The sequence below is a fragment of the Streptomyces sp. NPDC057307 genome, from assembly GCF_042667665.1.
Lineage (GTDB): Bacteria > Actinomycetota > Actinomycetes > Streptomycetales > Streptomycetaceae > Streptomyces.
The window spans coordinates 35,770-61,873 of sequence record NZ_JBHUZM010000036.1 but is presented as its reverse complement, the minus strand read 5'-3'; the positions used below and the strand labels follow the sequence as shown (position 1 = coordinate 61,873).

29 protein-coding genes and 1 riboswitch are annotated in these 26,104 nt (G+C 69.5%); of the genes, 14 read left to right on the top strand and 15 right to left on the bottom strand.

Annotated features, from left to right (window positions below; genetic code table 11):
• Window positions 1–75: 75 nt before the first annotated feature.
• From ACFUN8_RS16090 to ACFUN8_RS16080, 3 genes are all read right to left on the bottom strand, one after another.
• The gene (locus ACFUN8_RS16090; RefSeq protein ID WP_354605030.1) at window positions 76–1,107 is read right to left on the bottom strand and encodes an alanine racemase; all 1,032 of its coding nucleotides are present in this window, start codon (window positions 1,105–1,107) and stop codon (window positions 76–78) included.
• A 171-nt stretch (window positions 1,108–1,278) separates the two neighbouring features.
• Window positions 1,279–2,397: a peptidoglycan bridge formation glycyltransferase FemA/FemB family protein gene (locus tag ACFUN8_RS16085; protein ID WP_364778758.1), complete on the bottom strand. Its 1,119-nt coding sequence runs from the start codon at window positions 2,395–2,397 to the stop codon at window positions 1,279–1,281.
• A gap of 122 nt (window positions 2,398–2,519) precedes the next feature.
• Window positions 2,520–2,834 (bottom strand): hypothetical protein, encoded by a 315-nt coding sequence (locus ACFUN8_RS16080; RefSeq protein WP_383636922.1) that lies wholly within the window; start codon window positions 2,832–2,834, stop codon window positions 2,520–2,522.
• A 272-nt stretch (window positions 2,835–3,106) separates the two neighbouring features.
• Between ACFUN8_RS16080 and rpsF the strand changes: the two genes are divergently transcribed.
• The 4 genes from rpsF (at window position 3,107) to rplI (ending at window position 4,836) form a co-directional block, all read left to right on the top strand.
• Complete coding sequence (rpsF, locus tag ACFUN8_RS16075) at window positions 3,107–3,397, top strand: 30S ribosomal protein S6 (RefSeq protein WP_023540278.1); 291 nt, start codon at window positions 3,107–3,109, stop codon at window positions 3,395–3,397.
• A gap of 74 nt (window positions 3,398–3,471) precedes the next feature.
• Complete coding sequence (locus tag ACFUN8_RS16070; protein WP_383636919.1) at window positions 3,472–4,092, top strand: single-stranded DNA-binding protein; 621 nt, start codon at window positions 3,472–3,474, stop codon at window positions 4,090–4,092.
• 42 nt (window positions 4,093–4,134) lie between these two features.
• Entirely contained in the window at window positions 4,135–4,371 is a 237-nt protein-coding gene (gene rpsR / locus ACFUN8_RS16065) for a 30S ribosomal protein S18 (protein ID WP_003967857.1), read from the top strand.
• A gap of 18 nt (window positions 4,372–4,389) precedes the next feature.
• Complete coding sequence (gene rplI, locus ACFUN8_RS16060; RefSeq protein WP_023540280.1) at window positions 4,390–4,836, top strand: 50S ribosomal protein L9; 447 nt, start codon at window positions 4,390–4,392, stop codon at window positions 4,834–4,836.
• 131 nt (window positions 4,837–4,967) lie between these two features.
• Here rplI and ACFUN8_RS16055 read toward each other — a convergent pair whose 3' ends face one another.
• Complete coding sequence (locus ACFUN8_RS16055) at window positions 4,968–6,341, bottom strand: MATE family efflux transporter (RefSeq protein ID WP_383636914.1); 1,374 nt, start codon at window positions 6,339–6,341, stop codon at window positions 4,968–4,970.
• A gap of 423 nt (window positions 6,342–6,764) precedes the next feature.
• On the opposite strand from ACFUN8_RS16055, the gene dnaB reads away from it, so the two are divergent.
• Together dnaB and ACFUN8_RS16045 are read left to right on the top strand one after the other, a co-directional pair.
• The gene (gene dnaB / locus ACFUN8_RS16050; RefSeq protein WP_383636911.1) at window positions 6,765–9,155 is read left to right on the top strand and encodes a replicative DNA helicase; all 2,391 of its coding nucleotides are present in this window, start codon (window positions 6,765–6,767) and stop codon (window positions 9,153–9,155) included.
• Window positions 9,156–9,184: 29 nt separating this feature from the next.
• On the top strand, window positions 9,185–9,622 hold the full coding sequence (locus ACFUN8_RS16045) for a hypothetical protein (RefSeq protein ID WP_383636908.1): 438 nt from the start codon (window positions 9,185–9,187) through the stop codon (window positions 9,620–9,622).
• Here ACFUN8_RS16045 and ACFUN8_RS16040 read toward each other — a convergent pair.
• Together ACFUN8_RS16040 and ACFUN8_RS16035 are read right to left on the bottom strand one after the other, a co-directional pair.
• Window positions 9,615–9,944, bottom strand: a complete 330-nt coding sequence (locus tag ACFUN8_RS16040; protein ID WP_383636905.1) for a branched-chain amino acid transporter permease — start codon at window positions 9,942–9,944, stop codon at window positions 9,615–9,617. The two genes, ACFUN8_RS16045 and ACFUN8_RS16040, sit on opposite strands and share 8 nt — an antisense overlap.
• On the bottom strand, window positions 9,937–10,659 hold the full coding sequence (locus ACFUN8_RS16035) for an AzlC family ABC transporter permease (protein ID WP_383636902.1): 723 nt from the start codon (window positions 10,657–10,659) through the stop codon (window positions 9,937–9,939). The genes ACFUN8_RS16040 and ACFUN8_RS16035 overlap by 8 nt, the downstream gene beginning before the upstream one ends.
• A gap of 63 nt (window positions 10,660–10,722) precedes the next feature.
• Between ACFUN8_RS16035 and ACFUN8_RS16030 the strand changes: the two genes are divergently transcribed.
• Entirely contained in the window at window positions 10,723–11,181 is a 459-nt protein-coding gene (locus ACFUN8_RS16030) for an Lrp/AsnC family transcriptional regulator (protein WP_383636899.1), read from the top strand.
• 25 nt (window positions 11,182–11,206) lie between these two features.
• On the opposite strand, the gene ACFUN8_RS16025 is transcribed toward ACFUN8_RS16030, so the two are convergent.
• Window positions 11,207–11,887 carry a TIGR04222 domain-containing membrane protein gene (locus ACFUN8_RS16025; RefSeq protein ID WP_383636896.1) on the bottom strand — a complete coding sequence of 227 codons (681 nt, stop codon included), beginning with the start codon at window positions 11,885–11,887 and terminating at the stop codon, window positions 11,207–11,209.
• Window positions 11,888–12,018: 131 nt separating this feature from the next.
• Window positions 12,019–13,317: a DUF418 domain-containing protein gene (locus ACFUN8_RS16020; protein ID WP_383636893.1), complete on the bottom strand. Its 1,299-nt coding sequence runs from the start codon at window positions 13,315–13,317 to the stop codon at window positions 12,019–12,021.
• A gap of 168 nt (window positions 13,318–13,485) precedes the next feature.
• Here ACFUN8_RS16020 and ACFUN8_RS16015 point away from each other — a divergent pair, with 168 nt between their 5' ends.
• Window positions 13,486–14,862 (top strand): serine hydrolase domain-containing protein, encoded by a 1,377-nt coding sequence (locus ACFUN8_RS16015; RefSeq protein ID WP_383636890.1) that lies wholly within the window; start codon window positions 13,486–13,488, stop codon window positions 14,860–14,862.
• A gap of 60 nt (window positions 14,863–14,922) precedes the next feature.
• Here the strand turns inward: ACFUN8_RS16015 and ACFUN8_RS16010 are convergent, their stop codons facing one another.
• Window positions 14,923–15,387 (bottom strand): GNAT family N-acetyltransferase, encoded by a 465-nt coding sequence (locus tag ACFUN8_RS16010; protein WP_383636885.1) that lies wholly within the window; start codon window positions 15,385–15,387, stop codon window positions 14,923–14,925.
• 73 nt (window positions 15,388–15,460) lie between these two features.
• Window positions 15,461–16,009 carry a DUF2269 domain-containing protein gene (locus ACFUN8_RS16005; RefSeq protein WP_383636882.1) on the bottom strand — a complete coding sequence of 183 codons (549 nt, stop codon included), beginning with the start codon at window positions 16,007–16,009 and terminating at the stop codon, window positions 15,461–15,463.
• 76 nt (window positions 16,010–16,085) lie between these two features.
• Between ACFUN8_RS16005 and ACFUN8_RS16000 the strand changes: the two genes are divergently transcribed.
• A complete protein-coding gene (locus tag ACFUN8_RS16000; protein ID WP_383636879.1) occupies window positions 16,086–16,826 on the top strand; it encodes an HAD family hydrolase in 741 nt (246 codons plus the stop codon).
• A gap of 51 nt (window positions 16,827–16,877) precedes the next feature.
• Here ACFUN8_RS16000 and ACFUN8_RS15995 read toward each other — a convergent pair whose 3' ends face one another.
• The 4 genes from ACFUN8_RS15995 to ACFUN8_RS15980 all read right to left on the bottom strand — a co-directional run bounded on the left by ACFUN8_RS15995 (window position 16,878) and on the right by ACFUN8_RS15980 (window position 20,120).
• Window positions 16,878–17,357 carry an NUDIX domain-containing protein gene (locus ACFUN8_RS15995; protein ID WP_383636876.1) on the bottom strand — a complete coding sequence of 160 codons (480 nt, stop codon included), beginning with the start codon at window positions 17,355–17,357 and terminating at the stop codon, window positions 16,878–16,880.
• A 52-nt stretch (window positions 17,358–17,409) separates the two neighbouring features.
• Entirely contained in the window at window positions 17,410–18,303 is an 894-nt protein-coding gene (locus tag ACFUN8_RS15990) for a LysR family transcriptional regulator (protein ID WP_382562211.1), read from the bottom strand.
• A gap of 254 nt (window positions 18,304–18,557) precedes the next feature.
• The gene (locus ACFUN8_RS15985) at window positions 18,558–19,673 is read right to left on the bottom strand and encodes a cystathionine gamma-lyase (protein ID WP_383636930.1); all 1,116 of its coding nucleotides are present in this window, start codon (window positions 19,671–19,673) and stop codon (window positions 18,558–18,560) included.
• A gap of 66 nt (window positions 19,674–19,739) precedes the next feature.
• A complete protein-coding gene (locus ACFUN8_RS15980) occupies window positions 19,740–20,120 on the bottom strand; it encodes a phage holin family protein (RefSeq protein ID WP_383636872.1) in 381 nt (126 codons plus the stop codon).
• A gap of 14 nt (window positions 20,121–20,134) precedes the next feature.
• Here ACFUN8_RS15980 and ACFUN8_RS15975 point away from each other — a divergent pair, with 14 nt between their 5' ends.
• From ACFUN8_RS15975 to ACFUN8_RS15960, 4 genes are all read left to right on the top strand, one after another.
• On the top strand, window positions 20,135–20,452 hold the full coding sequence (locus ACFUN8_RS15975) for a cupin domain-containing protein (RefSeq protein WP_354606451.1): 318 nt from the start codon (window positions 20,135–20,137) through the stop codon (window positions 20,450–20,452).
• 141 nt (window positions 20,453–20,593) lie between these two features.
• Complete coding sequence (locus ACFUN8_RS15970; RefSeq protein WP_383636869.1) at window positions 20,594–20,812, top strand: DUF5326 family protein; 219 nt, start codon at window positions 20,594–20,596, stop codon at window positions 20,810–20,812.
• A gap of 359 nt (window positions 20,813–21,171) precedes the next feature.
• Entirely contained in the window at window positions 21,172–21,903 is a 732-nt protein-coding gene (locus ACFUN8_RS15965; RefSeq protein WP_383636866.1) for an IclR family transcriptional regulator, read from the top strand.
• Between the two features lie 152 nt (window positions 21,904–22,055).
• Entirely contained in the window at window positions 22,056–22,490 is a 435-nt protein-coding gene (locus ACFUN8_RS15960; RefSeq protein WP_354606476.1) for an SsgA family sporulation/cell division regulator, read from the top strand.
• A 36-nt stretch (window positions 22,491–22,526) separates the two neighbouring features.
• On the opposite strand, the gene ACFUN8_RS15955 is transcribed toward ACFUN8_RS15960, so the two are convergent.
• Window positions 22,527–23,945, bottom strand: a complete 1,419-nt coding sequence (locus ACFUN8_RS15955) for a YibE/F family protein (protein WP_383636862.1) — start codon at window positions 23,943–23,945, stop codon at window positions 22,527–22,529.
• Window positions 23,946–24,016: 71 nt separating this feature from the next.
• Window positions 24,017–24,159: riboswitch (TPP riboswitch) on the top strand.
• On the opposite strand from ACFUN8_RS15955, the gene thiC reads away from it, so the two are divergent.
• A complete protein-coding gene (gene thiC / locus ACFUN8_RS15950) occupies window positions 24,153–25,907 on the top strand; it encodes a phosphomethylpyrimidine synthase ThiC (RefSeq protein WP_383636858.1) in 1,755 nt (584 codons plus the stop codon). Its footprint overlaps the riboswitch before it by 7 nt.
• The last annotated feature ends 197 nt before the right edge of the window (window positions 25,908–26,104 follow it).

Below are 26,104 nucleotides of genomic sequence, written 5' to 3'. Positions count from 1 at the left end.
GTGAAGGGCCGGACGGGCTGTCGGCCCGTCCGGCCCTCGCGTACTGAGGCGGCCTGATCCGCCGGACAGGCCGGCCTAGCGGTCCACCAGCCGGTCGAACTGCGTCGTCGTGTGGCGCAGATGCGCCACCAGCTCGTCGCCCACCTTGGGCTCCTGCGCGTCGGCCGGCACGAACAGGATCGACACCTGCATGTGGGGCGGCTCGGCGAACCAGCGCTGCTTGCCCGACCACACGAACGGCGAGAGGTTGCGGTTGACCGTGGCCAGGCCCGCGCGCGCCACGCCCTTGGCACGCGGCATCACGCCGTGCAGCGCCTTGGGGGCTTCGAGTCCCACCCCGTGCGACGTGCCGCCCGCGACGACCACCAGCCAGCCCTCGGAGGCGGTCTTCTGCTGGCGGTAGCCGAACCGGTCGCCCTTGACGACGCGCGTCACATCCAGCACGGCGCCCCGGTACTCGGTCGCGTCGTGGTCGCCGAGCCACAGCCGTGTGCCGATGCGGGCGCGGAACCGGGTCTGCGGGAACTGCCGCTGGAGGCTGGCCAGTTCCTCGGCGCGCAGGTGGCTGACGAACATGGTGTGCAGCGGGAGCCGGGCCGCGCGCAGCCGGTCCATCCAGCCGATGACCTCCTCGACCGCGTCGGACCCGTCCGTACGGTCGAGCGGCAGGTGCAGGGCGAAGCCTTCGAGGCGTACGTCCTCGATGGCCGCGTGCAGCTGGCCCAGCTCCTCCTCGCGGACGCCGTGGCGCTTCATCGAGCTCATGCACTCGATGACGACACGGGCGCCGACCAGGGCGAAGACGCCGTCGACCGAGGAGACGGAGCGGATGACGCGGTCGGGTAGCGGTACGGGCTCCTCGCCGCGGCGGAAGGGGGTCAGGACCAGCAGGTCGCCGCTGAACCAGTCCTTGATACGGGCGGCTTCGTAGATGGTGCCGACGGCGAGGATGTCGGACTCGAAGCGGGAGGTCTCCTCGGAGAGCCGCTCGTGGCCGAAGCCGTAGCCATTGCCCTTGCAGACCGGGACCAGGCCCGGGAACTGGTCAATGACCGACTTCTGGTGCGCCCGCCAGCGCGCGGTGTCGACGTAGAGGGAGAGCGCCATGCCGGTCCGGAACCTTTCTCGTGGCTGCGGTGTATGAAGGATATGAACGTTCTTGGGGGCCTTGGGAGCCTTACGCAATTATTGGTCTTGTCGGGCGCGCTGGCGGGGTTGTCCGGTGTCTGGCACCGCAGCCTGCTGACCACCGGCACTCCGCTGTCCACAGGTGCGGGGTCAGCGGCGAGACATGTACATGTCCAGAGCCTTGTGGAGCAGCTTGTTGAGCGGGAAGTCCCACTCACCCACGTACTCGACGGCCTCGCCACCCGTGCCGACCTTGAACTGGATGAGACCGAACAGGTGATCCGTCTCGTCGAGCGAGTCCGAGATCCCGCGGAGGTCGTAGACGGTCGCACCCATCGCGTACGCGTCGCGGAGCATCCGCCACTGCATCGCGTTCGACGGCCGGACCTCCCGCTTGTGGTTGGCCGACGCCCCGTAGGAGTACCAGACGTGGCCGCCCACGATGAGCATCGTCGCGGCGGCGACGTTCTCCCCCTCGTGCCGGGCGAAGTACAGCCGCATGCGGTTGGGGTCCTCGGAGTTGAGGACGGTCCACATCCGCTGGAAGTACGAGAGCGGCCGCGGCCGGAAGTGGTCGCGCTCGGCGGTGATCTCGTACAGCCGCTGCCACTCCTCCAGGTCGTTGTAGCCGGCCTGGACGACCTCGACGCCCGCCTTCTCCGCCTTCTTGATGTTGCGCCGCCACAGCTGGTTGAAGCCCTTGAGGACATCGTCCAGCGAGCGGTTGGCCAGCGGCACCTGGAAGACGTAGCGCGGCTGTACGTCTCCGAAGCCGGCCCCGCCGTCCTCGCCCTGCTGCCAGCCCATCTTCCGGAGCCGGTCGGCGACTTCGAAGGCACGCGGCTCGATGTGGGTGGCCTCGACGTCACGCAGCCGCTTGACGTCCTGGTCCTGGATCCCCGACTTGATGGCCGCCGAGTCCCAGCGGCGGATCACCACGGGCGGGCCCATCTTCACGGAGAACGCGCCCTGGTTCTTCAGATGCGCCAGCATCGGCTGGAGCCAGTCGACCAGGTTCGGGGCGTACCAGTTGATGACCGGGCCCTCGGGCAGATACGCCAGATACCGCTTGATCTTGGGCAGTTGCCGGTAGAGCACCAGCCCGGCGCCCACCAACTGGCCGTCCCTGTCGAACCAGCCCAGGCTCTCCGAGCGCCACTCCGTCTTCACGTCCGCCCACGCGGGGACCTGGCAGTGGCTGGCCGCGGGCAGGCTCTGGATGTATGCCAGATGCTGCTCGCGACTGATGGTGCTCAGCGTCAGGGTCATGCGGGGCGCTCCTCGCAGATGTGTCCCCATGGAGTAGGGGGGCTCCGGCTCTCGCGCCGAAGCCTACTTGCCGATGGAGCGCCCCGGCTGGCCACGGGGCGGAGCGGGCGTCGCGGCCCGTCTCAGCCCAGCACACCGCCGAACAGTCCGCCGTGCGCCATGCCGAGGTAGAAGCCGACCGCGGCGGAGCCCAGGCCCATGAGCGTCGCGAACCGTTCATGGGTCGTCACCGAGACGAACTGGCTGTACAGACCCGTGAGGATGCCGATGAGCCCCGTCCAGGAGCTGAGCAGATGCAGGTTGTCGAACATCCCCGAGACGAAGGCGGTGACGCCCAGTACCGCGGTCACCCAGAGCAGGATGTCCTGGAGGGGATGGGGGCGGTGGTCGCTGGCGAAGAGAGAACCGGTCGTCTTCGTTTGCATTGCCTGTGCCATGGGGCACCTCCTGGCGCCTTGCCGGAAGGCGGCGCATCGTAGCGCCGCCCACACCCGATGTGTACAGAGTGCGTCCGTACCCGGCCGGATTTCAACCGGAAGCCGGTCAAGAGGTAGTCTGTACGGTCTGCACCGGTGTCTGCCCAGGCCAGAAGGCGATCATCGCTCGACGAGCGGGATTGTCAGTGGCCGCCGATACCGTTGCTCACGCATCACGACCCTCCTGCCACGGAACGACCGTGGCCGCTGAGTCCAAAGGAGGTGGGTTCCACATGCGTCACTACGAGGTGATGGTCATCCTCGACCCCGATCTCGAGGAGCGAGCAGTCTCCCCGCTGATCGAGAACTTCCTCTCCGTCGTCCGTGAGGGCGACGGAAAGGTGGAGAAGGTCGACACCTGGGGCCGTCGTCGTCTCTCTTACGAGATCAAGAAGAAGCCCGAGGGCATCTACTCGGTCATCGATCTGCAGGCTGAGCCCGCGATCGTCAAGGAGCTCGACCGACAGATGAACCTGAACGAGTCGGTCCTCCGGACCAAGGTCCTCCGTCCCGAGACCCACTGAGCTTCTAGCTCAGCGGTCATCGGGTCCGAGTAGCAGCCAGCAGCAGAAGCAATCCCCGCCGAGAGGTTCACCCAATGGCAGGCGAGACCGTCATCACGGTCGTCGGCAATCTCGTCGACGACCCCGAGCTGCGCTTCACCCCGTCCGGTGCGGCGGTCGCGAAGTTCCGTGTCGCGTCCACTCCCCGCATCTTCGACAAGCAGACCAATGAGTGGAAGGACGGCGATGGCCTGTTCCTCACCTGCTCGGTCTGGCGTCAGGCGGCGGAGAATGTCGCCGAGTCGCTTCAGCGGGGTATGCGCGTCGTCGTGCAGGGCCGTCTGAAGCAGCGGTCGTACGAGGACCGCGAGGGCGTCAAGCGCACGGTCTACGAGCTGGACGTCGAGGAAGTCGGCCCCAGCCTGAAGACCGCCACGGCCAAGGTCACCAAGACCACCGGTCGCGGTGCTCAGGGCGGTTACGGCGGTGGCGGTGGCGGCGGTCAGCAGCAGGGCGGCGGCAACTGGGGCGGCGGTCCCGGTGGTGGCCAGCAGGGCGGCGGAGCATCCTCCGACGACCCCTGGGCGACCAGCGCGCCGGCCGGCGGTGCCCCGCAGCAGCCGCAGGGCGGCGGGGGTAACGGAGGCGGCTGGGGCGGAAGCTCCGGCGGTTCCGGCGGCTCCGGCGGCGGCTACTCGGACGAGCCGCCCTTCTAGGGCAGCTCGCTCCCACTTTCTTGATCACACAGGAGAAACACCATGGCGAAGCCGCCTGTGCGCAAGCCTAAGAAGAAGGTCTGCGCATTCTGCAAGGACAAGACCCAGTACGTGGACTACAAGGACACGAACATGCTGCGGAAGTTCATTTCCGACCGCGGCAAGATCCGTGCCCGCCGCGTCACCGGCAACTGCACGCAGCACCAGCGTGATGTCGCCACGGCAGTCAAGAACAGCCGTGAGATGGCGCTGCTGCCCTACACGTCCACCGCGCGATAAGGGGAGGGTGACTTAATCATGAAGATCATCCTCACTCACGAGGTGACCGGCCTCGGCACCGCCGGCGACGTCGTCGACGTCAAGGACGGATACGCCCGCAACTACCTGGTCCCGCGTGGTTTCGCGATCCGCTGGACCAAGGGTGGCGAGAAGGACGTCGAGCAGATTCGTCGTGCTCGCAAGATCCACGAGATCGCCACCATCGAGCAGGCCAACGAGATCAAGGCCCGCCTCGAAGGTGTGAAGGTGCGACTGGCCGTTCGCTCCGGCGACGCCGGCCGTCTCTTCGGCTCCGTCACCCCGGCCGACCTCGCTTCGGCGATCAAGTCCGCCGGTGGTCCGGAGGTCGACAAGCGCCGCATCGAGCTCGGTTCGCCGATCAAGACCCTGGGCTCGCACCAGGTGTCCGTGCGTCTGCACCCCGAGGTCGCCGCGAAGTTCGGCGTCGAGGTCGTGCCCGCCTAGGGTTCCGACCGCACTGGTCCACCGGGTCCGCCCGGTGGCCGGCAGACAGCGAGAGGGCCGCACCCCAGCCGGGGGTGCGGCCCTCTGTTTCACGTGAAACGGGAGCGGGAGTCGGGCCCGTCCGGCTCCGGTCAGCGGGTGGCGCCCGTGACCAGCCAGTGGCCGGACCGGGTGCGCAGCCACAGCGTCACCAGGCGGACCGCCATCATCAGCGTCATGGCCCACCACAGAGCGGTGAGTCCGCCCCCGAACACCGGCACCAGCAGGGCGACCGGGGCGAAGACTGCCAGCGTGACGACCATCGCCCGTGCCAGATAGGGGCCGTCGCCCGCGCCCATCAGCACACCGTCCAGGACGAAGACGATGCCCGCGATCGGCTGCGTCACCGCCACCACCAGAAGCGCCGGGAGCAAGGTGTCCTGGACCACCTGATCGCCGGTGAAGAGCGGAATGAACAAGGGGCGCGCCAGCACGATGAGCACCCCGAGCCCGATACCGGAGACCACGCCCCACTGCACCATGCGACGGCAGACGTCCTGGGCGCCCCGGGGATCGTTCGCCCCCAGATACCGCCCGATGATCGCCTGTCCCGCGATGGCGATGGCGTCGAGCGCGAAGGCCATCAGACTCCACAGCGACAGGATGATCTGGTGTGCGGCGACGTCGGCGTCGCCGAGGCGGGCGGCGACGGCGGTGGCGATCATCAGGACCGCGCGCAGGGAGAGCGTACGGACGAGCAGGGGGACGCCCGCGTGGGCGCTCGCCCGTATACCGGCGGCGTCGGGCCGCAGCGAGGCGCCGTGGCGGCGGGCCCCTCGTACGACCACCACCAGATAGGCGGCGGCCATCCCGAACTGGGCGATGACGGTGCCCCAGGCGGAACCGGCGATGCCGAGCCCGGCGCCGTACACGAGCACCACGTTGAGGACCGCGTTGGCGCCGAAGCCGCCGATGGCGACGTACAGCGGGGTCCGGGTGTCCTGGAGGCCGCGCAGGACGCCGGTCGCCGCCAGGACGACCAGCATGGCCGGGATACCGAGGCTGGATATTCGCAGATAGGTGATCGCGTACGGGGCGGCGGTGTCCGAGGCACCGAAGATGCCGACGAGCCAGGGCGCCAGGGGGAGGGTGACGGCGATGACGGCGGCGCCCAGCAGCAGGGCGAGCCAGATCCCGTCCATGCCCTGCCGGATGGCCGCCTGAAGATCCCCCGCGCCGACGCGGCGCGCGACCGCCGCCGTGGTGGCGTAGGCGAGGAAGACGAAGATGCTCACGGCCGTGGTCAGGAGAGCCGCCGCTATCGCGAGACCGGCGAGCTGCGGAGTACCGAGATGGCCGACGATCGCGCTGTCGACCATCAGGAAAAGAGGCTCGGCGACAAGGGCGCCGAAGGCGGGTACGGCGAGCGCGACGATCTCGCGATCGTGCCGTCGGCGGCCGGCCTTGGACCGGCTGTCGACTCCGTCGCCGGGTCCGGACCCGGCGGTCGTGGGGACCTGTGTCATGCGCTCAATCTAATCTTCCACAGGTAAGAGATGCAATGCAGTAGCGATCCTTACCGGCTGATGAGATTCGGGCGCTGCTGTGCGCCGTTTGCTCGGATCTTGGACCAGCTTGAAAAGTTTTTCTCCCCCACAGCCGGTGGATGGAGAAAGGCCAGGTCAATGGCGGTGTGGCGGGAGGGTCGCGGGGTTGTCCACAGTGCTGTCCCCCGGTCCGTGCACAGGTTCGCCGGAGTTCTCCACAGCATATGGGCCTTCGTCCACATGGCCTGTGGATAACCAGATTGGCGGACGGTCCCCGCGGGCCTACCGTGGACCGACGTCCGACGCGCCGGAACCGGAGTCAGGCCACTCGATTTGTCAGTGTCGTGCCGTAGAAAGAGTGGCACGGCGAGGTCCGCTTGGCGGACGGGAGGAGGTGGCCGGATGAGCATCCCCGAGCCATTGGACGACCCCTGGACCGAGGCCGGTCCGAGCGATCGTCTGCCGGTCTCCCGCCAGCGCCGGGGTGAGGGAAGGGGCCGCGAGGAGCAGCACGAGCGCGGCAGGGACAACGCCGCGTGGGACGGCGGATCACCCGGTTTCGAGCGGGTGCCCCCGCAGGATCTGGACGCCGAACAGTCCGTGCTCGGCGGCATGCTGCTCTCCAAGGACGCCATCGCCGACGTCGTGGAGATCATCAAGGGCCACGACTTCTACCGCCCCGCGCACGAGACGGTCTTCCAGGCGATCCTCGACCTGTACGCGAAGGGCGAGCCGGCCGACCCCATCACGGTGGCCGCCGAGCTGACCAAGCGCGGTGAGATCACCCGCGTCGGCGGAGCGTCGTATCTGCACACGCTGGTCCAGTCGGTGCCGACGGCCGCGAACGCGTCGTACTACGCGGAGATCGTGCACGAGCGCGCGGTGCTGCGCCGTCTCGTCGAGGCCGGCACCAAGATCACGCAGATGGGATACGCGGCGGACGGCGACGTCGACGAGATCGTCAACTCCGCCCAGGCCGAGATCTACGCGGTCACCGAGCAGCGCACCAGCGAGGACTATCTGCCCCTCGGCGACATCATGGAGGGCGCGCTCGACGAGATCGAGGCGATCGGTTCACGCAGCGGTGAGATGACGGGTGTGCCGACGGGGTTCACGGACTTCGACTCGCTGACGAACGGGCTGCACCCGGGCCAGATGATCGTCATCGCGGCCCGTCCCGCCATGGGCAAGGCCCTCGCCCTGGACACCCCGCTGCCCACCCCCACCGGCTGGACCACCATGGGAGAGGTACGGCCGGGCGACCTCCTCCTCGACGCGGCGGGCCGGCCGACACGTGTGGTGGCCGCGACCGATGTCATGCGTGACCGCCCCTGCTTCAGGATCACTTTCGACGACGGCGCGAGCGTTGTCGCCGACGCCGACCACCAGTGGCTCACGGACACCCGCACCGCGCGCGGATCGTCGGTCAAGACCACCAAGGAGATCGCCGGGACGGTCCGGTGCCTCACGTCCGACCGGCGCCTGAACCATTCCGTACGGACAGCCGCGCCGCTCGACCTGCCCGAGCGCGATCTGCCGGTGCCTCCCTACGCGCTCGGCGCGTGGCTGGCCGGCGACGGAGCCGGCGACGGGGCGGGACCCACCACGGCGGACCCCGAACTGCTCGGCGACATGGGAGTCCTGGCGAACAGGCACATCCCCCAGGAGTATCTACGGGCCTCCGTCTCGCAGCGCCGGGCGCTCCTCGCCGGTCTTCTCGACACCGAAGGCACCGTGAGCGGCACCGGATCGGTGCGGTTCGCCGTCACGGATCGCGCCCTCGCCGAGGGTTTCCATGAGCTGGTGCTGAGCCTCGGGTACCGGTGCGGGATGTCGACCGAGCGGGTCGAAGGAGGGCCGGAGGAGCCCGCCACGTACTCCACGTACCGCACGGTCAGTTTCACGACCACCGACGAGGTGTTCCGGCCGGACGACGCGAAGGAGCAGACCCGGCGCGCCCGGAGTCGCCCGGAGACCTCGCAGCCGGAGCGGCGCTTCATCACGGACGTCCAGGAGGTCGAGAGCGTCCCGGTCCGCTGCGTCCAGGTGGACAACGCCGCGCATCTGTATCTCGCGACCCGTTCGATGATCCCCACCCACAACAGCACCCTCGCGCTGGACTTCGCGCGTGCGGCCTCCATCAAGAACAACCTGCCCAGCGTCATCTTCTCCCTGGAGATGGGGCGCAACGAGATCGCGATGCGCCTGCTCTCGGCGGAGGCGCGGGTGGCGCTGCACCACATGCGTTCCGGCACGATGACGGACGAGGACTGGACGCGGCTGGCCCGCCGGATGCCGGACGTCTCGCAGGCACCGCTGTACATCGACGACTCCCCCAACCTGTCGATGATGGAGATCCGCGCCAAGTGCCGCCGGCTCAAGCAGCGCAACGGACTGAAGCTGGTGGTCATCGACTACCTCCAGCTGATGCAGTCCGGCGGCTCGAAGCGCGCGGAGAGCCGCCAGCAGGAGGTCTCGGACATGTCGCGAAACCTCAAGCTGCTGGCGAAGGAGCTGGAGCTGCCGGTGATCGCGCTCTCCCAGCTGAACCGTGGCCCCGAGCAGCGCACGGACAAGAAACCGATGGTCTCCGACCTGCGTGAGTCGGGCTCCATCGAGCAGGACGCGGACATGGTGGTGCTGCTGCACCGGGAGGACGCGTACGAGAAGGAGTCACCTCGCGCGGGCGAGGCGGACCTGATCGTGGCGAAGCACCGTAACGGCCCGACGGCGACGATCACGGTGGCGTTCCAGGGCCACTACTCGCGCTTCGTGGACATGGCGCAGACCTGAGCCGTCGTGAGCTGCCGTGAGCCGTCGCGGTGTCGGGTCTCAGTTTCCGTCGAGCCACTCCTGGAAGGTGGGGCCGGCGAGCTTCGCGTGAGAGCCGAGCCGCACTCCTGGCCTTCCGGCGCGCGGTCGAAACCGGCGACCTGCAGCGCCTGCTCGACATCCTCGCGCCGGACGTCGTCGCCCTGAGCGACGGCGGCGGAGTCAGACACGCCCTGCTGAGGCCCGTCGTGGGGGGCGAGAAGGTCGCTCGTCTGCTGGCCGCCGGCCGGCACGAGCGAGGCGTCGAAGGGTCGGTCGAGACGGTGCAGGTCAATGGCGGCCCGGGGTGGCTCTTCCGAGTCGACGGGGAGATCGACGGCGTGCTGGCGGTGTGGGTCGAGAACGGTCGCATCTCCGGCATCTACAACGTACGCAATCCCGAGAAGTTGTCGCGCGTGGGGCGGGAGACCACCGTGAGCCTCAGGTGAAGACGGCGCCGGCGAGGACGACATGGGCGGTGGTGCCGGCTGTGATGGAGAGCAGCACGTTGCGCCGCCACAGGTGCAGAGCCACGGTGAGGGCGAGTGCCAGGCCGGTCGGCCACGCCTGCCGCGGCAGGTGCGGGTCGAAGCCGCGCAGTGTGTACGCGGTGAGGATGACCATCACGCCGACCGGCATCGCCGCATTGAGAAAGGCGATCAGCGGGCTGGACCGCAGGGGCGCGAGGGCGGCGAAGGGCAGGGCGCGCAGGGCCCAGGTGACGGCGACGGCGGTGGCGACCGCGGCGATCAGATAGCCGGTGTCAGGCATGGCGGGGGGCCTTCCTCCGTAGGAGGGCGTAGCGGGCCAGCAGGCCGACGGTGAAGAACACGAAGGCGGTCAGCAGCAGTTGGCCGGGGAAGACGAAGCGGGCCACGAGCGCGCAGACGAGCGCCAGCAGCGGGGTGGGCAGGTCGCGGCGCGCGCGGAACGCGTCGATGGCCAGGACCGTGAAGAGGGCCGTGACCGCGAAGTCGAGGCCGGTGAGGTGCGCGGGGACCACCGAGCCGAGCAGGGCGCCGGTTGTCGCGCCGCCGGCCCAGTAGAGGTGGATGAGCGCCTGGAGCCAGAGGATGCGGCGGCTCGCGAAGGTCTGGGCGGTCTCACCGGCGGTGACCGCGTACGCCTCGTCGGAGAGGGCGAAGGTGCTGTACGCCTTCGCGGCCCGGCCCCGTACACGGTGCAGGGGGAAGGACAGGGCGTAGAAGACGTGCCGGAAGTTCACCAGGAACGCGGTCAGCGCGATCTGTGTCAGCGGTGCGGCGGTCAGGACCAGGCCGAGGAAGAGGAACTCCAGCGAACCGGCGTAGATGAGGCCGGAGAAGACGCTCGCCCACCACCAGGTGAGACCGGAGTGCGCGACCAGGATGCCGAAGGCGACGCCCATCGGGAAGGCACCGAGCCCGACCGATCCCGAGTCCTTGAGCGCCGGGGCCAGGTCGGACCACACGGACGGGGTGAGGGAGGTGGCCGGTGGAGTCGCCATGAGAGACATTCTAGGAAGAAATGCGGCTTATATGGTTTCGAAATATGTCCCTAGAATCACCTCATGGGCAACGAACGAAAACTTGATCAGGTCGACCGTGACATTTTGTTCCACCTCCAGCAGGACGGGCGGTTGACCAACGTCGAGCTGGCCAACCGGGTCGGCCTGACACCCCCGCCGTGTCTGCGCCGGGTGAAACGGCTGGAGGAGACCGGGGTCATCACCGGCTACCGCGCCCGTATCAACCCCGAGGCGGCGGGCCGGGGGCTGGAGGTGATCGTCTCCATCGAGGTGTCCGTGAGTGACCTGAAGACCCTGGAGGGGCTGGAGACGACCATCGCCGCGTACGAGGAAGTGGTGGAGTTCCGGCGCGTGTTCGGCACCCCGGACTACTACCTGCGTGTCCTGGTCGCCGACTACGCCGCGTACGAGGCCTTCCAGACCGGCAAGGTCATCGGGATCCCCGGCGTCGCGCGCGTCATCTCCCAGCCCACCATGAAGAAGATCAAGGTCACGGACTGACCGGCCGCCGGTCGCCGGGGCGCCCCTAGTAGCTGCCGCCCCCGCCGCTTCCGCAACTGAAGCCGCCGGAATCCGAGGACGAGGAGTACGTGTCGGAGCCCGAACCCGTACCCGAGTCCGACCCTGAGTCTGATCCCGACCCGTAGTCCGTGTCGTAGTCGTGGTCCGGGTCGGTGGCCTTGCCCATGCGTATCAGCGACCGTCCCAGACCGGCGGGGATCGACGTACCCGCGACGACGCGGCGCAGCCGTCGGTCCTGGTGGGCGGGCGGGCCGTCGAAGACGTACGCGGGGAACGCGCCCTCCTGCCTCGCCGCGTCCAGCCGGTGCGCACCCGCCCGGGTGGGCCGGTGACGCGCGCGGGTGAGCAGACCGAGGGCGACCAGTTCGCGTCTGATCTCCGCGACCTCCGGTCCGCCGCGTACCGCCGCCGCGACGACCGCCACGTTTCTCCCCCGTGGGCAACTCGCGAGGACCGCCCGTTCGACCGCGTGCTGCGCCAGGTGCTCGACCGCGTGCCCCGTCGGCTCCGCGAGTCCGCCGCCGTCCTCGACCGCGCGCACCTGGGGGCCGACGATCGTGACGGCCCCCCGGTCCCGCAGCGCGAAGAGCGCGGCTTCCAGGACGCGTTGAGGTCCACCGGCCAGATAGGCCACTTCGTACGTTTCGAGTCGTCGTTCGGCCGCCGAAACGCGCCGCCGGATCATGGTCCGCACAGGAGCCCCCGTCCCTGATGTCGTCTTTCGTCAGTATGGCGGCGATGCCCGGAACGGGCCCTGGGGAGACGGCAGTTCAGAGGAGAACTTGAGGTATGGGGAGAGCCTGGGGTACGGCCCGCTCAGGACCGGTACATCAGTCGTCGTAGCAGGGCCTCGACCGGCCCGCGGCGGCCCGCGCGTTCCAGGGCGTACGCCCCCGCCACCGTGACCAGCCAGACTCCGACCGCCACGAGCGCCATCGTGGCGCTCGTCAGATGTTCGCCGAGTCCCAGCCCCCACGCCGCCAGGAGCGGGGCGAAGATGAGCGAGTGCGTGAGGTAGCAGGACAGCGAGCGTCTGCCGACCGCCGACACCGCCATCACCGCCATCACCATGGGCACCGCCTCGGAGGCTCGCGCGCACCGCCGGTCCTGCCTCCGGGTCCACCAGTGCGCGAACAGCGCGACGGCGGCGACGTACCCGAGTCCGGCCGCGTTGCCGGTGATGTCCCTGAGCGCGGTGAGGACCCCCGACTCACTCTGCGCGTCGTCCGGGACGCTGATCGCGCCGACATGCGCCAGCGCGGCGGGCAGGCCGCCGAGCCAGCCGACCGAGATGCCGATGACGGCGGTACGGCGCAGCAGCCGCAGGTGCTGTCCCGGCTCCTCCAGGATCCGCCGCCGCGCCGCCCAGAAGCCGAGCAGGAAGATGACGTAGGCGCCGCCGATCAGGGACGCGGGGGCGGCGACGAAGGTGACGAACGCTCCGGCGACCATGCGGGTGCCGGCCGCGGCGAGCCAGCTCTCCTCGCCGGCCGCGTACGCGTCGGCGCCCGGCTCCGCGCCGGCGTCTCCCACGGCCCCCGGATCGCCCTGGAGCAGCACCGTCACGATCGGCTGCGCGGCGCTGATCGCCATCAGCGTCGCCCCGATCCACATCCACCACTTGAGCGCACGGTCGCCGCGCCGGAGGAAGAGCCGGCCGAGGGCGAGGCTCAACAGGCCGTAGTAGGCGACGATGTCGCCCGCCATCAGCAGGGTGGAGTGCAGCAGGCCGATGACGATCAGCAGCAGGCTGCGCCTGCGCAGGAGTCCGACGGCGGCGCGCTCGTCGGTCCCCGCGGCCTTCTGACGGAGGAACAGCTGCGTCATCCCGTAGCCGAAGAGGAAGGCGAAAAGCGGATAGATCCGCAGGTCCAGGACGGTGATCATGGTGAACTGGACGGCCCGGTCGAGCCATCCGCCGTCCACGGGCTGCCAGCCCGAGGGCCCGTACCGGGCCGCCCACAGATGGAACGCGGTGTTCGACAGCACGATGAACAGCAGCATGAGCCCGCGCGCGAGATCGGGCGCGAGCGCGCGCTCCGAAGGCCGGGCGCCTCCGCGGGGCGGCGCGTTCGTCGTCTCGGCGCTGTTCGCGTCCGTCGTCTCGGCTGTCATGCCTCGACGCTAGGAGCGGGGCCCCGGGCGGGTAATCCGTCTTCTGTTCAGCCGTGCCGGTCCAAGGTATGGCTCTTGGCCGACGCGCCGCCGACCAAAGTACGACCCCGGCCCCGGACAGGCGGAAATGTGGTCGACGCGGGGGGCCTCTACCGATAGATGTGGACCATGACCTCACCTTTCGAAGAGCTTCTCCCCGGTACGCGACGGGCCCTGCGACACCGCGTCGCCACCGCGCAGTCCGAGGGCCGCGCCCCCTCGCTCGTCGGCGCCGTCGCGCGCGACGGACGCACCGTCTGGTCCGGCGGACGCAGCTGTGTGGACGGGCACGAGCCGGACACGGACACCCAGTACCGGATCGGCTCGATCACCAAGTGCTTCACCGCCGTTCTGGTGCTGCGGCTGCGTGACGAGGGCCTGCTCGATCTGGCGGACCCGCTGGAGAGGCATCTGCCCGGCACCGGGGTCGGCGAGGTCACCATCGCCCAACTCCTCAGCCATGGAGCCGGTCTGGCGGCCGAGGCGCCCGCCCCCTGGTGGGAGCGCACACCGGGCACGACGCGCCCCGAGCTGGCCGACGTACTGGGCGAGCTGCCCGTGCTGCACCCCGCCGGCCGGCTGCACCACTACTCCAACCCCGGCTACACGCTGCTCGGTTCGCTCATCGAGGCGGTGCGTGGCGCGTCCTGGGAGGAGGTGCTGCGGCGGGAGGTTCTGGAGCCGCTGTCGATGCACCGTACGAGCACCCAGCCCGTCGCCCCGGCGGCCGGCGGTTTCGCCGTGCATCCCTGGGCCGACGCGATCCTGCCCGAACCGGCGGAGGATCTGGGCCTGATGGCCCCGGCGGGCCAGCTCTGGTCGACGGCCGACGATCTGTGCCGCTTCGGGGCGTTCCTCGCCGAGGGCGACGACCGGGTCCTGAGCGCCGCGTCCGTACGGGAGGCACGGACGCCCGCCACACCCCCCGAGGACGGTAACTGGGCCGGCGGTTACGGGCTCGGTGTGCAGCTCGTCCACGGGGGCGGCCGTACGTACGCCGGACACACGGGCTCGCTGCCGGGCTTCGTCGCCGCGCTCTGGGTGAGCGTCGAGGACGGACTGGTCGCCGTCACGCTCGCCAACGCCACCTCAGGACCGTTCGTCGGCACCGTCGCCGCCGAACTCATCAACATCGTGGCGGAGGCGGAGCCCCGTATCCCCGAGCCGTGGCGGCCACTGCCCGAGGTCGACCAGGAGCTGCTTGCGCTGACCGGCCCCTGGTACTGGGGCGCGACTCCGTTCGTCCTGCGGCTGACGGCGGACCGGGGCCTGGACTTCAATCCGCTGCGCGCGGCGGGCCGCCGGTCCCGCTTCGTGGCTCAGCCGGACGGTACCTGGAAAGGGCTGGACGGTTACTACACGGGGGAGACGCTGAAGGTCGTCCGCCGCCCGGACGGCCAGGTGAGCCATCTCGACCTGGGTTCCTTCGTCTACACCCGCGAACCGTACGAGCCGGGGGACGCCGTCCCGGGCGGGGTGGACGAGCAGGGCTGGCGCGGTCTGTGATGTTTCACGTGAAACCGGACGAGCCGCACCGATCCCGGCCCACCCCCGGCCGGACAGGCCCTAGGCCCCGGTCTCCAGGATCAGCTTGAAGCCCACATGGGACGCGGTGAACCCGAGCCGCTCGTAGAAGCGCAGGGCATCCGTACGCGACGCGTCGGACGTCAGCTGGACCAACTGACAGCCCTGGCGCCCGGATTCGTCGATGGCCCACTGGATCAGCTGGGTGCCGAGGCCGGAGCCGCGCTCGTCGGCGTGCACGCGCACGCCCTCGATGATCGAGCGCGTCGCGCCCCGGCGGGAGATGCCCGCGATGATCGTCAGCTGCAGCGTCCCGACGACCCGTCCGTCGCGCTCGGCGACGACCTGGTACTGGTTCGGGTCGTCGGCGAGCCGCTCGAAGGCTTTGAGGTACGGGGTGAGGTCGTCCGGCGACTCGCGCGCCGCGCCCAGCGGGTCGTCGGCGAGCATCGCCACGATCTCCTGGAGGTCACCGGCGTCGGCCGGCCGTATGTGCAGATCGTTCATGGTTCGCAGATTACGCCGGGGCCGGCCGCGCGGACACGGGCACCTCCTCCGGGCCCTGTCGGTCCGCCGCCGCTCAGGCGGCCGGGCTGAGGCGTTCCTCCGACGTCCTACGGCCGGCACGGCCCGAGCGGCGGTCGGCCGTGGCCGCCCGGAATCGCCGCCCGCGGCGCGTCAGCCCCCAGGGCTTCAGCACCGAGATGACGGTCATGAAGAGATACGCGCCGGTCGCCACCGACGGCGCGGCGACCAGACTGATGTCGGGCACACCGCCGCTCTCCGCGGCCTGCGTGATCCCCGGCCGCAGCGCGAAGATCGTCGCGGCACCGGTGACCAGCGTGATCCAGAACTTGATCCAGACCCAGTGGTGGCGGGCGAGCCCCCAGGGCGTACCGAGGGAGAGCACCAGACCGCTGACGAGAGTGATCACGACAACGGGCGCGAGCAGCCAGTCGGCGAAGACCTTCATCGCGCGGTAGGAGGACTCGGTGAGGGTGGCGTCGCCGGTGGTGTACGCGGTGATACCAAGCGTCAGCAGGCCAAGGGTGAGGCCCAGCCAGCTCACGGAGACGGCGACATGGACGACGAGGAGTGCCCGGCGGGCGGGCCGCTTGAGTGGTTTCACGTGAAACACGGTGTCGTGATTCGAGCCGGAGGGCGTCTGACGGGGGGAGTAACCGTCCGTACTAACCTCGGCGTACATGGACAGCCCCGGGAAGAACATCGGTGACCTCGGCGACCTCGGTGACAGCCACCCCCGCGCCGACAGCCGCCCGCACCCGCACCCCCAAAGTCACCCCCGCCCGCGCACCCTGCACCTCTTCGACCTCGACGGCACGCTGATCCGGGGATCGGCCGCCGCTGTCGAGATCTCCCGGCAGCTCGGGGTGAGTGCCGAGATCGCGGAGCTGGAGCGCGAGTTCCTGACCGCCGGACTGGCTCCGGACGAGTTCGCCGTACGAGCCAGGGAGCTGTGGGCGGAACTCACCGACGCCCAGGTGGAGGCGGCCTTCGAGGGGGCTCCGTGGCTGGCCGGGATCCGGGAGGTCTGGGCGGACATCCGCGCGCGGGGTGACTACTGCGCCGTCATCACGCTCTCGCCGGACTTCTTCGTGGAACGTCTGCTGCCGTGGGGCGCGCACGCCACGCACGGCTCACGCTGGCCGGTCCTGCCGTTCACACAGCCGGTGGACCGGGCGGGGATTCTCGACACGGCGGCCAAGGTCCGGATCGCGAACGAGCTGTGCGCGCGGTTCGGGGTGCGGCTCGACGACTGCGTCGCCTTCGGGGACTCCATGTCCGACGCGGCGATCTTCGCCTCCGTACCCCGTGCGGTGTCGGTGAACGCGGACCACCATCTGGCCGGGCTCGCCACCCACACGTACACGGGCGGCGATCTGCGCGAGGCGTTCGCGCTGCTGGGCCCGTACCCACGTACATAAAGCCCGTCAGGCCAGGGCAGATCGGGCCGGGACAGCTCGGGCCAGGGCAGATCAGGCTAGGTCAGGCGCGTGCATCGCCCGTACGCCCTCGATGTTGCCGTCCAGATAGTGCCGCAGCGACAGTGGTACGAGATGGACGGCCGCGATCCCGACCCGGCTGAACGGCACCCGTACGATCTCGTACTCCCCGGACGGTTCGTCGATCTCCGGCCCGTGCCGCAGCGACGGGTCCATCGAGGTGAGCCGGCAGACGAAGAAGTGCTGCACCTTCACGCCGGTGACGCCGCGGTCCGCGATGTGCTCGACGGTGTCGACGAAGCAGGGCACGACATCGGTGATCTTGGCGCCCAGCTCCTCGTCCACCTCGCGGTGCAGCGCGTCGACGACGGTCGCGTCGTACGGCTCGACCCCGCCGCCGGGAGTCAGCCAGTACGGATCCACACCGGGCTTCGTGCGCTTGATCAGGACGAGATGGTCGCCGTCGAGCAGGATGGCGCGTGCGGTGCGCTTGACGACGGGCCGTTCGGTCATGGGAAGAGCGTGGCCCGATACGGCCGGGTCGAAACTCCCTCGGGCCCGGTGGTCACCAGTCGACCGAAGCGCGCAGCAGCCATTCGTGCGCCCGCGCGATGTGCGGCAGGGCCAGCGTGCCGGTGCGTACGACGAGGAAGTACGTGCGCAGCGGGGGCACCGGCGGGTCGTAGAGGGCGACGATCTCGCCGCGTTCCAGTGCGGCTTCGCACAGATAGCGGGGCAGTACGGCCAGTCCGGCGCCCGCCGCCGTGCTCTCCAGGACGGCGCGCAGATCGGGTGCGATGACGGCGCCCGCGGCGGCCGGCCGGGAGTCGAAGACCGACGCCCAGTAGCGGGAGACGAGCGGCAGGGACTCGTGGACCTCCACCACCGGCAGCTGTTCCAGTACGACGTGGCCCTTGCGCAGCACGTCGTGGCCCAGCCGCGCCGCCCAGCGGGGCGAAGCGACCAGGACGTGCTCCTCGTCGCACAGCGGGGTCGCGGTGAGGAGTCCGCCGCGTGGCCGGGCGGTGGCGATGGCGAGGTCGTGGTGGCCGGCGGCGAGGCCGTCCAGGGTCTCCTCGGCGTTGGCGAAGAAGGAGGCGCGGAGCGTGAGGCCCTGGCTGACCAGCGGGGTGAGCGCGGGCAGGGCGCGTACGGAGGTGAACTCCGGCGGCCCCGCGAGATGCAGCGTCCGGACCCCGGACTCGTCGTCGAGCCCGGTCTCGGTGATCTCGACCAGGGCGTCGAGGTGGGGCGCGGCGCGGTGGGCGAGTTCGTCGCCGATGGTGGTGGGGGTGACACCACGGGCCTGCCGCAGGAACAGCGGGCGCCCCAACTGGCGTTCCAGCGTGCGTATCTGGCCGGTGACCGCGGGCTGCGAGAGCCCGAGCAGGGCGGCGGCGCGGGTGAAGGAGCCGGCTCGGTGGACGGTGACGAAGGTGCGCAGCAGGGCCAGGTCCATGGCAGCCCTCCTCAACTTCCGGCCCCACGCGAACCCGTCCCAGGGCCCGTCGCCGGAGCGTCCAACTATAAATAAGTCGATAGGCGGCTGTCGCTACTGTGATTGGACACTGACGCAGAGTCAACTAGCCTTGCTCATGTGGTTCTTCGCGCGTGGAACCCATGGGTGGTCCGAGCCACGAGGGGGGAGGCTCGGACCGTCCGTTCCCCGGCGAGGGCCCTTCGACGGGGTCGTCGGGGGTCGGCGGGGTCCGTTCAGGGACCGGCTTCCGTCAGCGCGCGCAGCACGTCCGCGATGAGGTCGTCGGGGTCCTCGGCGCCCACGGAGAACCGGATGAAGCCCTCCGGTACGGCGTCGCCGCCCCACCGCCCCCGCCGTTCCGCGGTCGACCGCAGCCCGCCGAAGCTCGTCGCGTCGTCCACCAGCCGCAGCCCGTCCAGGAAGCGCTCGGCGTGATCCCGGTCGGGCAGGACGAACGACACCACGCACCCGTAGCGCCGCATCTGTGTGGCCGCGACGGTGTGCGAGGGGTCGTCGGGCAGCCCGGGGTAGCGCAGCCCGCTCACGTCGGCGCGCCCGCTCAGCGCCCGCGCGAGGAGCAGCGCGGTCGCGCACTGCCGGTCGACGCGCAGTTGGAGGGTGGCCAGTGACCGGTGAGCGAGCCAGGCTTCCATCGGCCCGGGGATGGCCCCGGCGATCTTGCGCCAGCGCCGCACGCCCGCAGCCAGTTCAGGGTCCTCGCAGGTCACATGCCCCAGGAGGATGTCGCCGTGGCCCGTCATGCCCTTGGTGTCGCTGGCCACGGAGAAGTCCGCGCCGAGTTCCAGGGGCCGCTGGCCGAGCGGGGTGGCGAGCGTGTTGTCGACGGCGACGAGTGCGCCCCGCTCGTGCGCCGCCCGGACCAGGCGGCGGATGTCGCACACGTCGAGCCCGGGGTTGGACGGGGTCTCGATCCACAGCAGCCGGGCACCGGGCAGCACGTCGAGCTGCGCGTCGCCGCCGGTGGGCGCGGTCCGTACCTCGATGCCGTACGCCGTGAGCTGCTCCCGCAGCAGCGGCAGCGCCTGGTAGCCGTCGTCCGGCAGCACGACCGCGTCGCCGGTGCGCAGCTGGGAGAAGAGCACCGCGGAGATCGCGGCCATCCCGGAGGCGAAGGCGACCGTCTCGACGGTCCGGCCGGGGGCCTCCAGCTCGCCGATGGCCCGTTCCAGATGGGTCCAGGTGGGGTTGGTGTCCCGGCCGTAGGTGTACGGGCCCGTCGGCTCGCCCGGCAGATGGAAGTGCGCGGCGAACACCGGTCCCGGCATGGTCGGTTCGTACTTCACCGGGTCGGGCAGCCCGGCCCGTACGGCGCGTGTGCCGTCCCCGATCTCGTGGCCCGGACCCGGCGCGGTGCCCGTCCCGTTCTCCGCGGGCTCCTGCGGCTGCACGGGCGATCAGTCCTTGTCGTCGGGGAGCACGACGTTCAGCGCCCACGACACGATAGAGATGATGAGCCCGCCCAGCACGGCCGTCCAGAAGCCCTCGACATGGAAACTCAGGTCGAGCTTGTCGGCGAGCCAGGAGGTCAGCAGCAGCATCAGCGCGTTCACGACCAGGGTGAACAGCCCCAGGGTGACGATGAACAGCGGCAGCGTCAGCAACTGGACGACGGGCTTGACGAGGAAATTCACCAGCCCGAAGATCAGCGCAACGACCACCAGCGCGAGAGCCTTCTTGCCGGTGCTGTCGCCGGTCAGGGTGATGTCATCGATCAGCCAGATCGCCACGGCCAGCGCTCCCGCGTTGGCGATCGTCTTGACTAGGAAATTCTTCATGGTGTGATCGTGGCATGAAGGCATTCCGACTTGACGAGCTGGAGGCGGAACGTGCCGCCAACGATGGGGCATATCTGCAGTTTGTACGGGAACGGAATATGTCCGTCGGCCTGTACGCGCTGGACGCCGGCACCACCGACCCGCAGCAGCCGCACCGCCAGGACGAGGTCTACTTCGTCGTGAGCGGGCGTGCGGCGATCACCGTGGGCATGGAGACGACGCAGGTCGGGCGGGGCAGCGTCGTGTACGTCCCGGCCGGTACGCCGCACAAGTTCCACCACATCACCGAGGACCTGCGGGTGATGGTCGTCTTCTCCCCTCCGGAGGGCTGAGGCCCACCCTCACGATTCCGTCAGGGTCGGATCAGGGGAGTTCCAGGGCTCCGGAACCTCCGCTCCGGCCCGCGCCGCTCTAGCATCGAAGGCAGCGGAACGAACGTCGGGACCCAGGACTCACGGAACGAGGTAAGGACGATGGCGGTACGGGAGATTGTCGCGGGAATGCCCTGGTGGGTGAAGTGGATCGCGTTGCCCCTGGTCGTTCTCGTCGTGTTCGGCGGGCTGATCGCGAGCGTGGTCGGATTTGTGATCGCGCTGGTCTTCAAGGCCCTGATCCTGGTGGCCCTGGTCGGCGGGCTCGTCTTCGCGGTACGGAAGTTCACCTCCTCCTCGTCCTCGCGCGGCGACTGGTAGGCCCCCGGCCCGCCCACCACCGCCGCCTGGCGCCGCCCCCGACGGGGGCGGCGGGCGGCGCCGCGCCCCTCGCCGTTAGCCCGCGCGGGGGAAAGGCGGAGACGAAACCACTCCCTCCTCAGAAGCTGCCATTAGAGTGGCAAGCCTCTGCCACATCCTGCGAAAACAGCGTCGATGGTCGATTTGACCAACGCATTGTGCGAGTTCTCGGCGCCGGACCTCGGACTCTGTTCGAGGTCCCCCGAGGGTGTGGCAGGCGCGGGGGCGGCCCCCGCGAGCGGGCGCACGCCCGTCAGTACGCCTGGGGGTGACCTTTGGCCACAGCGACCACGTCAGCTGCCCCAACCCTGATCGGTTCGGTGCGACGTGCGCTGCGCCTGCTGGAGTCGGCCGGCGCACATCCGAACGGCGCCCCGGCGAAACAGCTCGCGCGCGAGGCCGGTCTCCCCCTCCCCACCGCCTATCACCTGTTGCGGACCCTGACCCACGAGGGCTATCTCCGCCGGGAGAAAGGTGTGTTCTTCCTCGGGGAGGCGGTGGACCGCCTGGTGAGCGGTGCGGGACCGCAGCTGGGCCGGGCCCGGCGCACCATGGCCGAATCGATGGAGCACTGCCGCGATGTGATCGGGGCGCCGGTGTATTTCGCGATCTACCGCGCGGGCGAGATCGAGATCGTCGCGGTGGCCGACAGCCCCGCCACCCCCGCCGTCGCCGAATGGGCGGACTTCCGCGAGACCGCGCACGCGCACGCGATCGGCCAGTGTCTGCTGAGCCAGCTCGACGAGGACGCGCGCCGGGACCATCTGGACCGGCACCCCGTGGGCCCGCTCACCCCCTTCTCCGTCGCCGACCGGCGCACCCTGCTGTCACGCCTCGCCGCCATGGGCCGTACGGGACCGGTGTTCGAGCGCCAGGAGTACGTGCTCGGCCAGGTCTGCGCCGCCGTACCGATCAGGGCGGGGGCGACGATCGCGGCGCTCGCCACGTCCGTGCCGCTGCATCAGGAGGAAAGACTGCTTCCCGCTGTCGAACGGCTATGCAAAGAGATCGGAAACATGATCGGCTCGCTGGAATTCTCTATCAGTATCTGAAATATCACTCCTTGTGATCTGTTACTGCGTGCTGGACGATTAAGAAGAGGATCAAGGGGCATCAATACCGGACGTTTCACCCCTCAAACCCCCGAAATCCCTCTGAATTTCTTACTCTCCGTAACTTTCCGTCATCCACTGCGGGGTACATGATGCGCGAGTTGGTTCAGGCCGAAGTCCTGATGAGTTTCCTTGTCTCCGAAGAGCTCTCATTCCGAATTCCCGTGGAACTCCGTTACGAGACGGCGGACCCCTACGCGGTGCGAATGACGTTCCATCTGCCCGGCGACGCCCCGGTCACCTGGGCCTTCGGCCGCGAGCTGCTGGTCGACGGCATCAACGAACCCAGCGGCGACGGCGACGTCTACATCTCGCCGACCGAGCCCGAAGAACTGTCCGACGTCCACATCAGACTGCAGGTCGGCACCGAGCACGCCCTGTTCCGGGTCAGCGCACCGCCGCTGGTCGCCTTCCTCGACCGCACGGACCGGCTGGTCCCGCTCGGCCAGGAGATGGCGCTCGGGGACTTCGAGACCAACCTGGAGGAGACGCTCGGCCGCATCCTCGCGGAGGAGAACGCGGGCTGAGCGCCCCCCGGCGGCCGCCCCCGAAGGGCCGGAGGGCTACGCCTTACGGCGCCGCCCGCCGCCGCCGCGCGCCCGCAGACCCCGGAACGGCGCCCGGACGGACGCCTTCGACAGCGGTCCCGAGGACGCTCCCGCCGCCGGACCCGAGGACGCCCCCGACGGCCCCCCTGACGCGGTCTCCGTAGCCGATCCCCCCGATGTCCCCGGCCGGTCGGCCGACACCACCAGCGCCGCCAGCGCCGTGGTCACCGGCACCGACGCGACCAGACCGATCGAGCCCACCAGGGTCCGTACGATCTCCTCGGCCACCAGCTCGCTGTTGGCCACCGTCCCCACGCTCGACTCCGCGATCGTGAAGAGCAGCAGCAGCGGCAACGCCGCGCCCGCGTAGGCCAGTACGAGCGTGTTCACCACCGACGCGATGTGGTCCCGGCCGATCCGGATCCCCGCCCGGTAGAGCGCGCGGGGCCCCATCGTCGGATCCGCCTGGCGCAGCTCCCACACCGCCGAGGTCTGGGTGACCGTCACATCGTCGAGCACACCGAGGGATCCGATGATGACGCCCGCCAACAGCAGACCGCTCATGTCGATCTCCGGATAGAGACCGTGGATCAGCCCGGTGTTGTCGTCCGTGTTGCCCGTCAGACTCGCCCAGCCGATGAACACCGAGCCCAGCAGCCCGATCAGCAGCAGCGAGATCAGCGTGCCGAGGACGGCGACCGACGTACGGGCCGTCAGACCGTGGCACAGATACAGCGCGATCAGCATGATGGCGCTCGCGCCGACGACCGCGACGATCAGCGGATTCGAGCCCTGGAGAATCGCCGGCAGGATGAACAGCGTCAGTACGGCGAACGAGATGACGAGCGCGACCAGCGCCATCAGCCCGCGCAGCCGCCCCACCACGATCACCGCCAGCGCGAAGATCCCGGCCAGCACCGCCATCGGCATCGTGCGGTCCACGTCCGTGACCGAGTACTGGAGATCACGCGGCGCGTCGGGCGCGTAGGCGACCACGACATCCTGTTTCACGTGAAACTGCCGGGGCGCGTCCGGCTGGACGACCTCGACGAACGTACGCCCCTTGTCCTTGCCGCTCGTCACCTCGACCGTCGCCTTCACACAGTCCCCGGTCTGCGCGCGCTGCGCCTCACGCCCCTCCGGCGTCGACGTGTCGCCCGTCGGCGGGACCTGAGCGGCGTTCACGTCCTTGCAGTCGATCTGCTCGATCTTCACCACCCGGCCCTGCTCGGTCTGCCGGTCGAAGCCGACACCGGTGCGTTCGTGCGCCGGGGCGCCACCGGGCCAGAGCACGACGAGTCCGACAACGACGGCCGTCGCGAAGGGAATCAGCACCGCGGCGATGACCTTGCGCAGATGCTTGGAGACCGGCGCGGCCGGTCCGTGGCTGTGCGAGTGGCCATGCGTATCGGGTGTCTGCTGGGGTGAGGTCACCGACCGATCATCGCAAGAACGACGGAGGCCCTCTGTTCAGCACGCCCGACATCGCGTTAGCGTGGTGGTGCCTTTACACACGCGGGAGCTCGGAGCACCGGGCTGAGAGGACGCTGACTGTGGAGTTCCGGGGTTTCCCCGGATCCCTGAGCTGCGTCGACCGCCGAACCTGTTACCGGGTAATGCCGGCGTAGGGAGTAGGTCTCCATGACCGTTCAGGACACACACACGTCTGCCGCGCGATCCATCGGCTGGCACAAGGGGTACGTGGAAGGTTCACGCCCCGACCTCCGGGTGCCGGTCCGTCAGGTGCATCTCACCAACGGCGACGACGTGACGCTGTACGACACGTCGGGGCCGTACACCGACCCCACCGTCGAAACCGACGTACGGCGCGGGCTCGCACCGCTCCGGGAGAACTGGATCATCGGCCGCGGCGACACCGAGGAGTACGCGGGCCGCCCCGTCCGCCCCGAGGACGACGGCCTCAAGCACACCTCGCCCCGCGGCGGCCTTCGCAATCTCGACGCCGTCTTCCCCGGCCGCCCGCGCCAGCCGCGCCGGGGCCGCGACGGGCAGGCGGTGACCCAACTCGCCTACGCCCGACGGGGCGACATCACCCCGGAGATGGAGTACGTCGCCATCCGGGAGAACGTCGCGCCCGAGGTCGTACGCGAGGAGATCGCGGCCGGCCGCGCCGTGCTGCCGGCCAACGTCAACCACCCCGAGATCGAACCGATGATCATCGGCAAGCGGTTCCTGGTGAAGGTCAACGCCAACATCGGCAACTCCGCGGTCACTTCCTCCATCGAGGAGGAGGTGGACAAGATGACCTGGGCCACCAAGTGGGGCGCCGACACGGTCATGGACCTCTCCACCGGCCGCAACATCCACACCACCCGTGAGTGGGTGCTGCGCAACTCCCCCGTCCCCATCGGCACGGTGCCGCTCTACCAGGCCCTGGAGAAGGTCGACGGCAAGGCCGAGGAGCTGACCTGGGAGATCTACAAGGACACAGTCGTCGAACAGGCCGAGCAGGGCGTCGACTACATGACCGTCCACGCGGGCGTCCTGCTGCGGTACGTGCCGCTGACGGCCCGCCGCAAGACCGGCATCGTCTCGCGCGGCGGCTCGATCATGGCGGCGTGGTGCCTGGCGCACCACCGGGAGTCGTTCCTGTACGAGAACTTCGAGGAGCTGTGCGACATCCTCGCGGCGTACGACGTGACGTACTCCCTCGGTGACGGCCTGCGCCCCGGCTCGATCGCCGACGCCAACGACGAGGCGCAGTTCGCCGAGCTGCGGACGCTGGGCGAGCTGAACACCATCGCCAAGCGGCACCACGTGCAGACCATGATCGAGGGCCCCGGCCATGTCCCGATGCACAAGATCAAGGAGAACATCGACCTCCAGCAGGAGATCTGCGAGGAGGCGCCGTTCTACACGCTCGGCCCGCTGACGACGGACGTCGCCCCGGCGTACGACCACATCACCTCCGGCATCGGCGCCGCGATGATCGCCTGGTGGGGCACGGCGATGCTCTGCTACGTGACGCCCAAGGAGCACCTGGGCCTGCCGAACCGCGACGACGTGAAGACCGGCGTCATCACGTACAAGATCGCGGCGCACGCGGCGGATCTGGCCAAGGGGCATCCGGGGGCGCAGGAGTGGGACGACGCGCTGTCGGACGCGCGGTTCGAATTCCGCTGGGAGGACCAGTTCAATCTGGCGCTCGACCCGGACACGGCGCGGGAGTTCCACGACGAGACGCTGCCCGCCGAGCCGGCGAAGACCGCGCACTTCTGCTCGATGTGCGGGCCGAAATTCTGTTCGATGAAGATCTCGCACGACATCCGGCGGGACCACGGCGGTTCGCAGGACGAGATCGAGGCCGGCATGGCCGCCAAGTCGAAGGAGTTCGCGGCGAGCGGCAACCGCGTCTATCTGCCGATGGCCGACTGAGCGAGCCGGTATAAAGATCCCTGGCGGAGCCGCCTCACGAGGGCGGCTCCGCGTCCAATTCGACAGGGGTGGGGATCAAAAGTGTTGCTGAGGAGAATAGGCAGATGGGTCACGGTGACGGCTGTGGCGGCCGCGCTCGGCCTCGGTGGGGCGACCGTCTCACATGCCTCTGATCAGCTTGAGGTTCTCTACACGGG

What these genes read in the sequence shown, in the direction of transcription:
- ACFUN8_RS16090 (WP_354605030.1), bottom strand. Translation starts at nt 1,107, where the DNA reads ATGGCGCTCTCCCTCTACGTCGACACCGCGCGCTGGCGGGCGCACCAG.
- ACFUN8_RS16085 (WP_364778758.1), bottom strand. Translation starts at nt 2,397, where the DNA reads ATGACCCTGACGCTGAGCACCATCAGTCGCGAGCAGCATCTGGCATAC.
- ACFUN8_RS16080 (WP_383636922.1), bottom strand. Translation starts at nt 2,834, where the DNA reads ATGGCACAGGCAATGCAAACGAAGACGACCGGTTCTCTCTTCGCCAGC.
- rpsF (WP_023540278.1), top strand. Translation starts at nt 3,107, where the DNA reads ATGCGTCACTACGAGGTGATGGTCATCCTCGACCCCGATCTCGAGGAG.
- ACFUN8_RS16070 (WP_383636919.1), top strand. Translation starts at nt 3,472, where the DNA reads ATGGCAGGCGAGACCGTCATCACGGTCGTCGGCAATCTCGTCGACGAC.
- rpsR (WP_003967857.1), top strand. Translation starts at nt 4,135, where the DNA reads ATGGCGAAGCCGCCTGTGCGCAAGCCTAAGAAGAAGGTCTGCGCATTC.
- rplI (WP_023540280.1), top strand. Translation starts at nt 4,390, where the DNA reads ATGAAGATCATCCTCACTCACGAGGTGACCGGCCTCGGCACCGCCGGC.
- ACFUN8_RS16055 (WP_383636914.1), bottom strand. Translation starts at nt 6,341, where the DNA reads ATGACACAGGTCCCCACGACCGCCGGGTCCGGACCCGGCGACGGAGTC.
- dnaB (WP_383636911.1), top strand. Translation starts at nt 6,765, where the DNA reads ATGAGCATCCCCGAGCCATTGGACGACCCCTGGACCGAGGCCGGTCCG.
- ACFUN8_RS16040 (WP_383636905.1), bottom strand. Translation starts at nt 9,944, where the DNA reads ATGCCTGACACCGGCTATCTGATCGCCGCGGTCGCCACCGCCGTCGCC.
- ACFUN8_RS16035 (WP_383636902.1), bottom strand. Translation starts at nt 10,659, where the DNA reads ATGGCGACTCCACCGGCCACCTCCCTCACCCCGTCCGTGTGGTCCGAC.
- ACFUN8_RS16030 (WP_383636899.1), top strand. Translation starts at nt 10,723, where the DNA reads ATGGGCAACGAACGAAAACTTGATCAGGTCGACCGTGACATTTTGTTC.
- ACFUN8_RS16025 (WP_383636896.1), bottom strand. Translation starts at nt 11,887, where the DNA reads ATGATCCGGCGGCGCGTTTCGGCGGCCGAACGACGACTCGAAACGTAC.
- ACFUN8_RS16020 (WP_383636893.1), bottom strand. Translation starts at nt 13,317, where the DNA reads ATGACAGCCGAGACGACGGACGCGAACAGCGCCGAGACGACGAACGCG.
- ACFUN8_RS16015 (WP_383636890.1), top strand. Translation starts at nt 13,486, where the DNA reads ATGACCTCACCTTTCGAAGAGCTTCTCCCCGGTACGCGACGGGCCCTG.
- ACFUN8_RS16010 (WP_383636885.1), bottom strand. Translation starts at nt 15,387, where the DNA reads ATGAACGATCTGCACATACGGCCGGCCGACGCCGGTGACCTCCAGGAG.
- ACFUN8_RS16000 (WP_383636879.1), top strand. Translation starts at nt 16,086, where the DNA reads ATGGACAGCCCCGGGAAGAACATCGGTGACCTCGGCGACCTCGGTGAC.
- ACFUN8_RS15995 (WP_383636876.1), bottom strand. Translation starts at nt 17,357, where the DNA reads ATGACCGAACGGCCCGTCGTCAAGCGCACCGCACGCGCCATCCTGCTC.
- ACFUN8_RS15990 (WP_382562211.1), bottom strand. Translation starts at nt 18,303, where the DNA reads ATGGACCTGGCCCTGCTGCGCACCTTCGTCACCGTCCACCGAGCCGGC.
- ACFUN8_RS15980 (WP_383636872.1), bottom strand. Translation starts at nt 20,120, where the DNA reads ATGAAGAATTTCCTAGTCAAGACGATCGCCAACGCGGGAGCGCTGGCC.
- ACFUN8_RS15975 (WP_354606451.1), top strand. Translation starts at nt 20,135, where the DNA reads ATGAAGGCATTCCGACTTGACGAGCTGGAGGCGGAACGTGCCGCCAAC.
- ACFUN8_RS15970 (WP_383636869.1), top strand. Translation starts at nt 20,594, where the DNA reads ATGGCGGTACGGGAGATTGTCGCGGGAATGCCCTGGTGGGTGAAGTGG.
- ACFUN8_RS15960 (WP_354606476.1), top strand. Translation starts at nt 22,056, where the DNA reads ATGCGCGAGTTGGTTCAGGCCGAAGTCCTGATGAGTTTCCTTGTCTCC.
- thiC (WP_383636858.1), top strand. Translation starts at nt 24,153, where the DNA reads ATGACCGTTCAGGACACACACACGTCTGCCGCGCGATCCATCGGCTGG.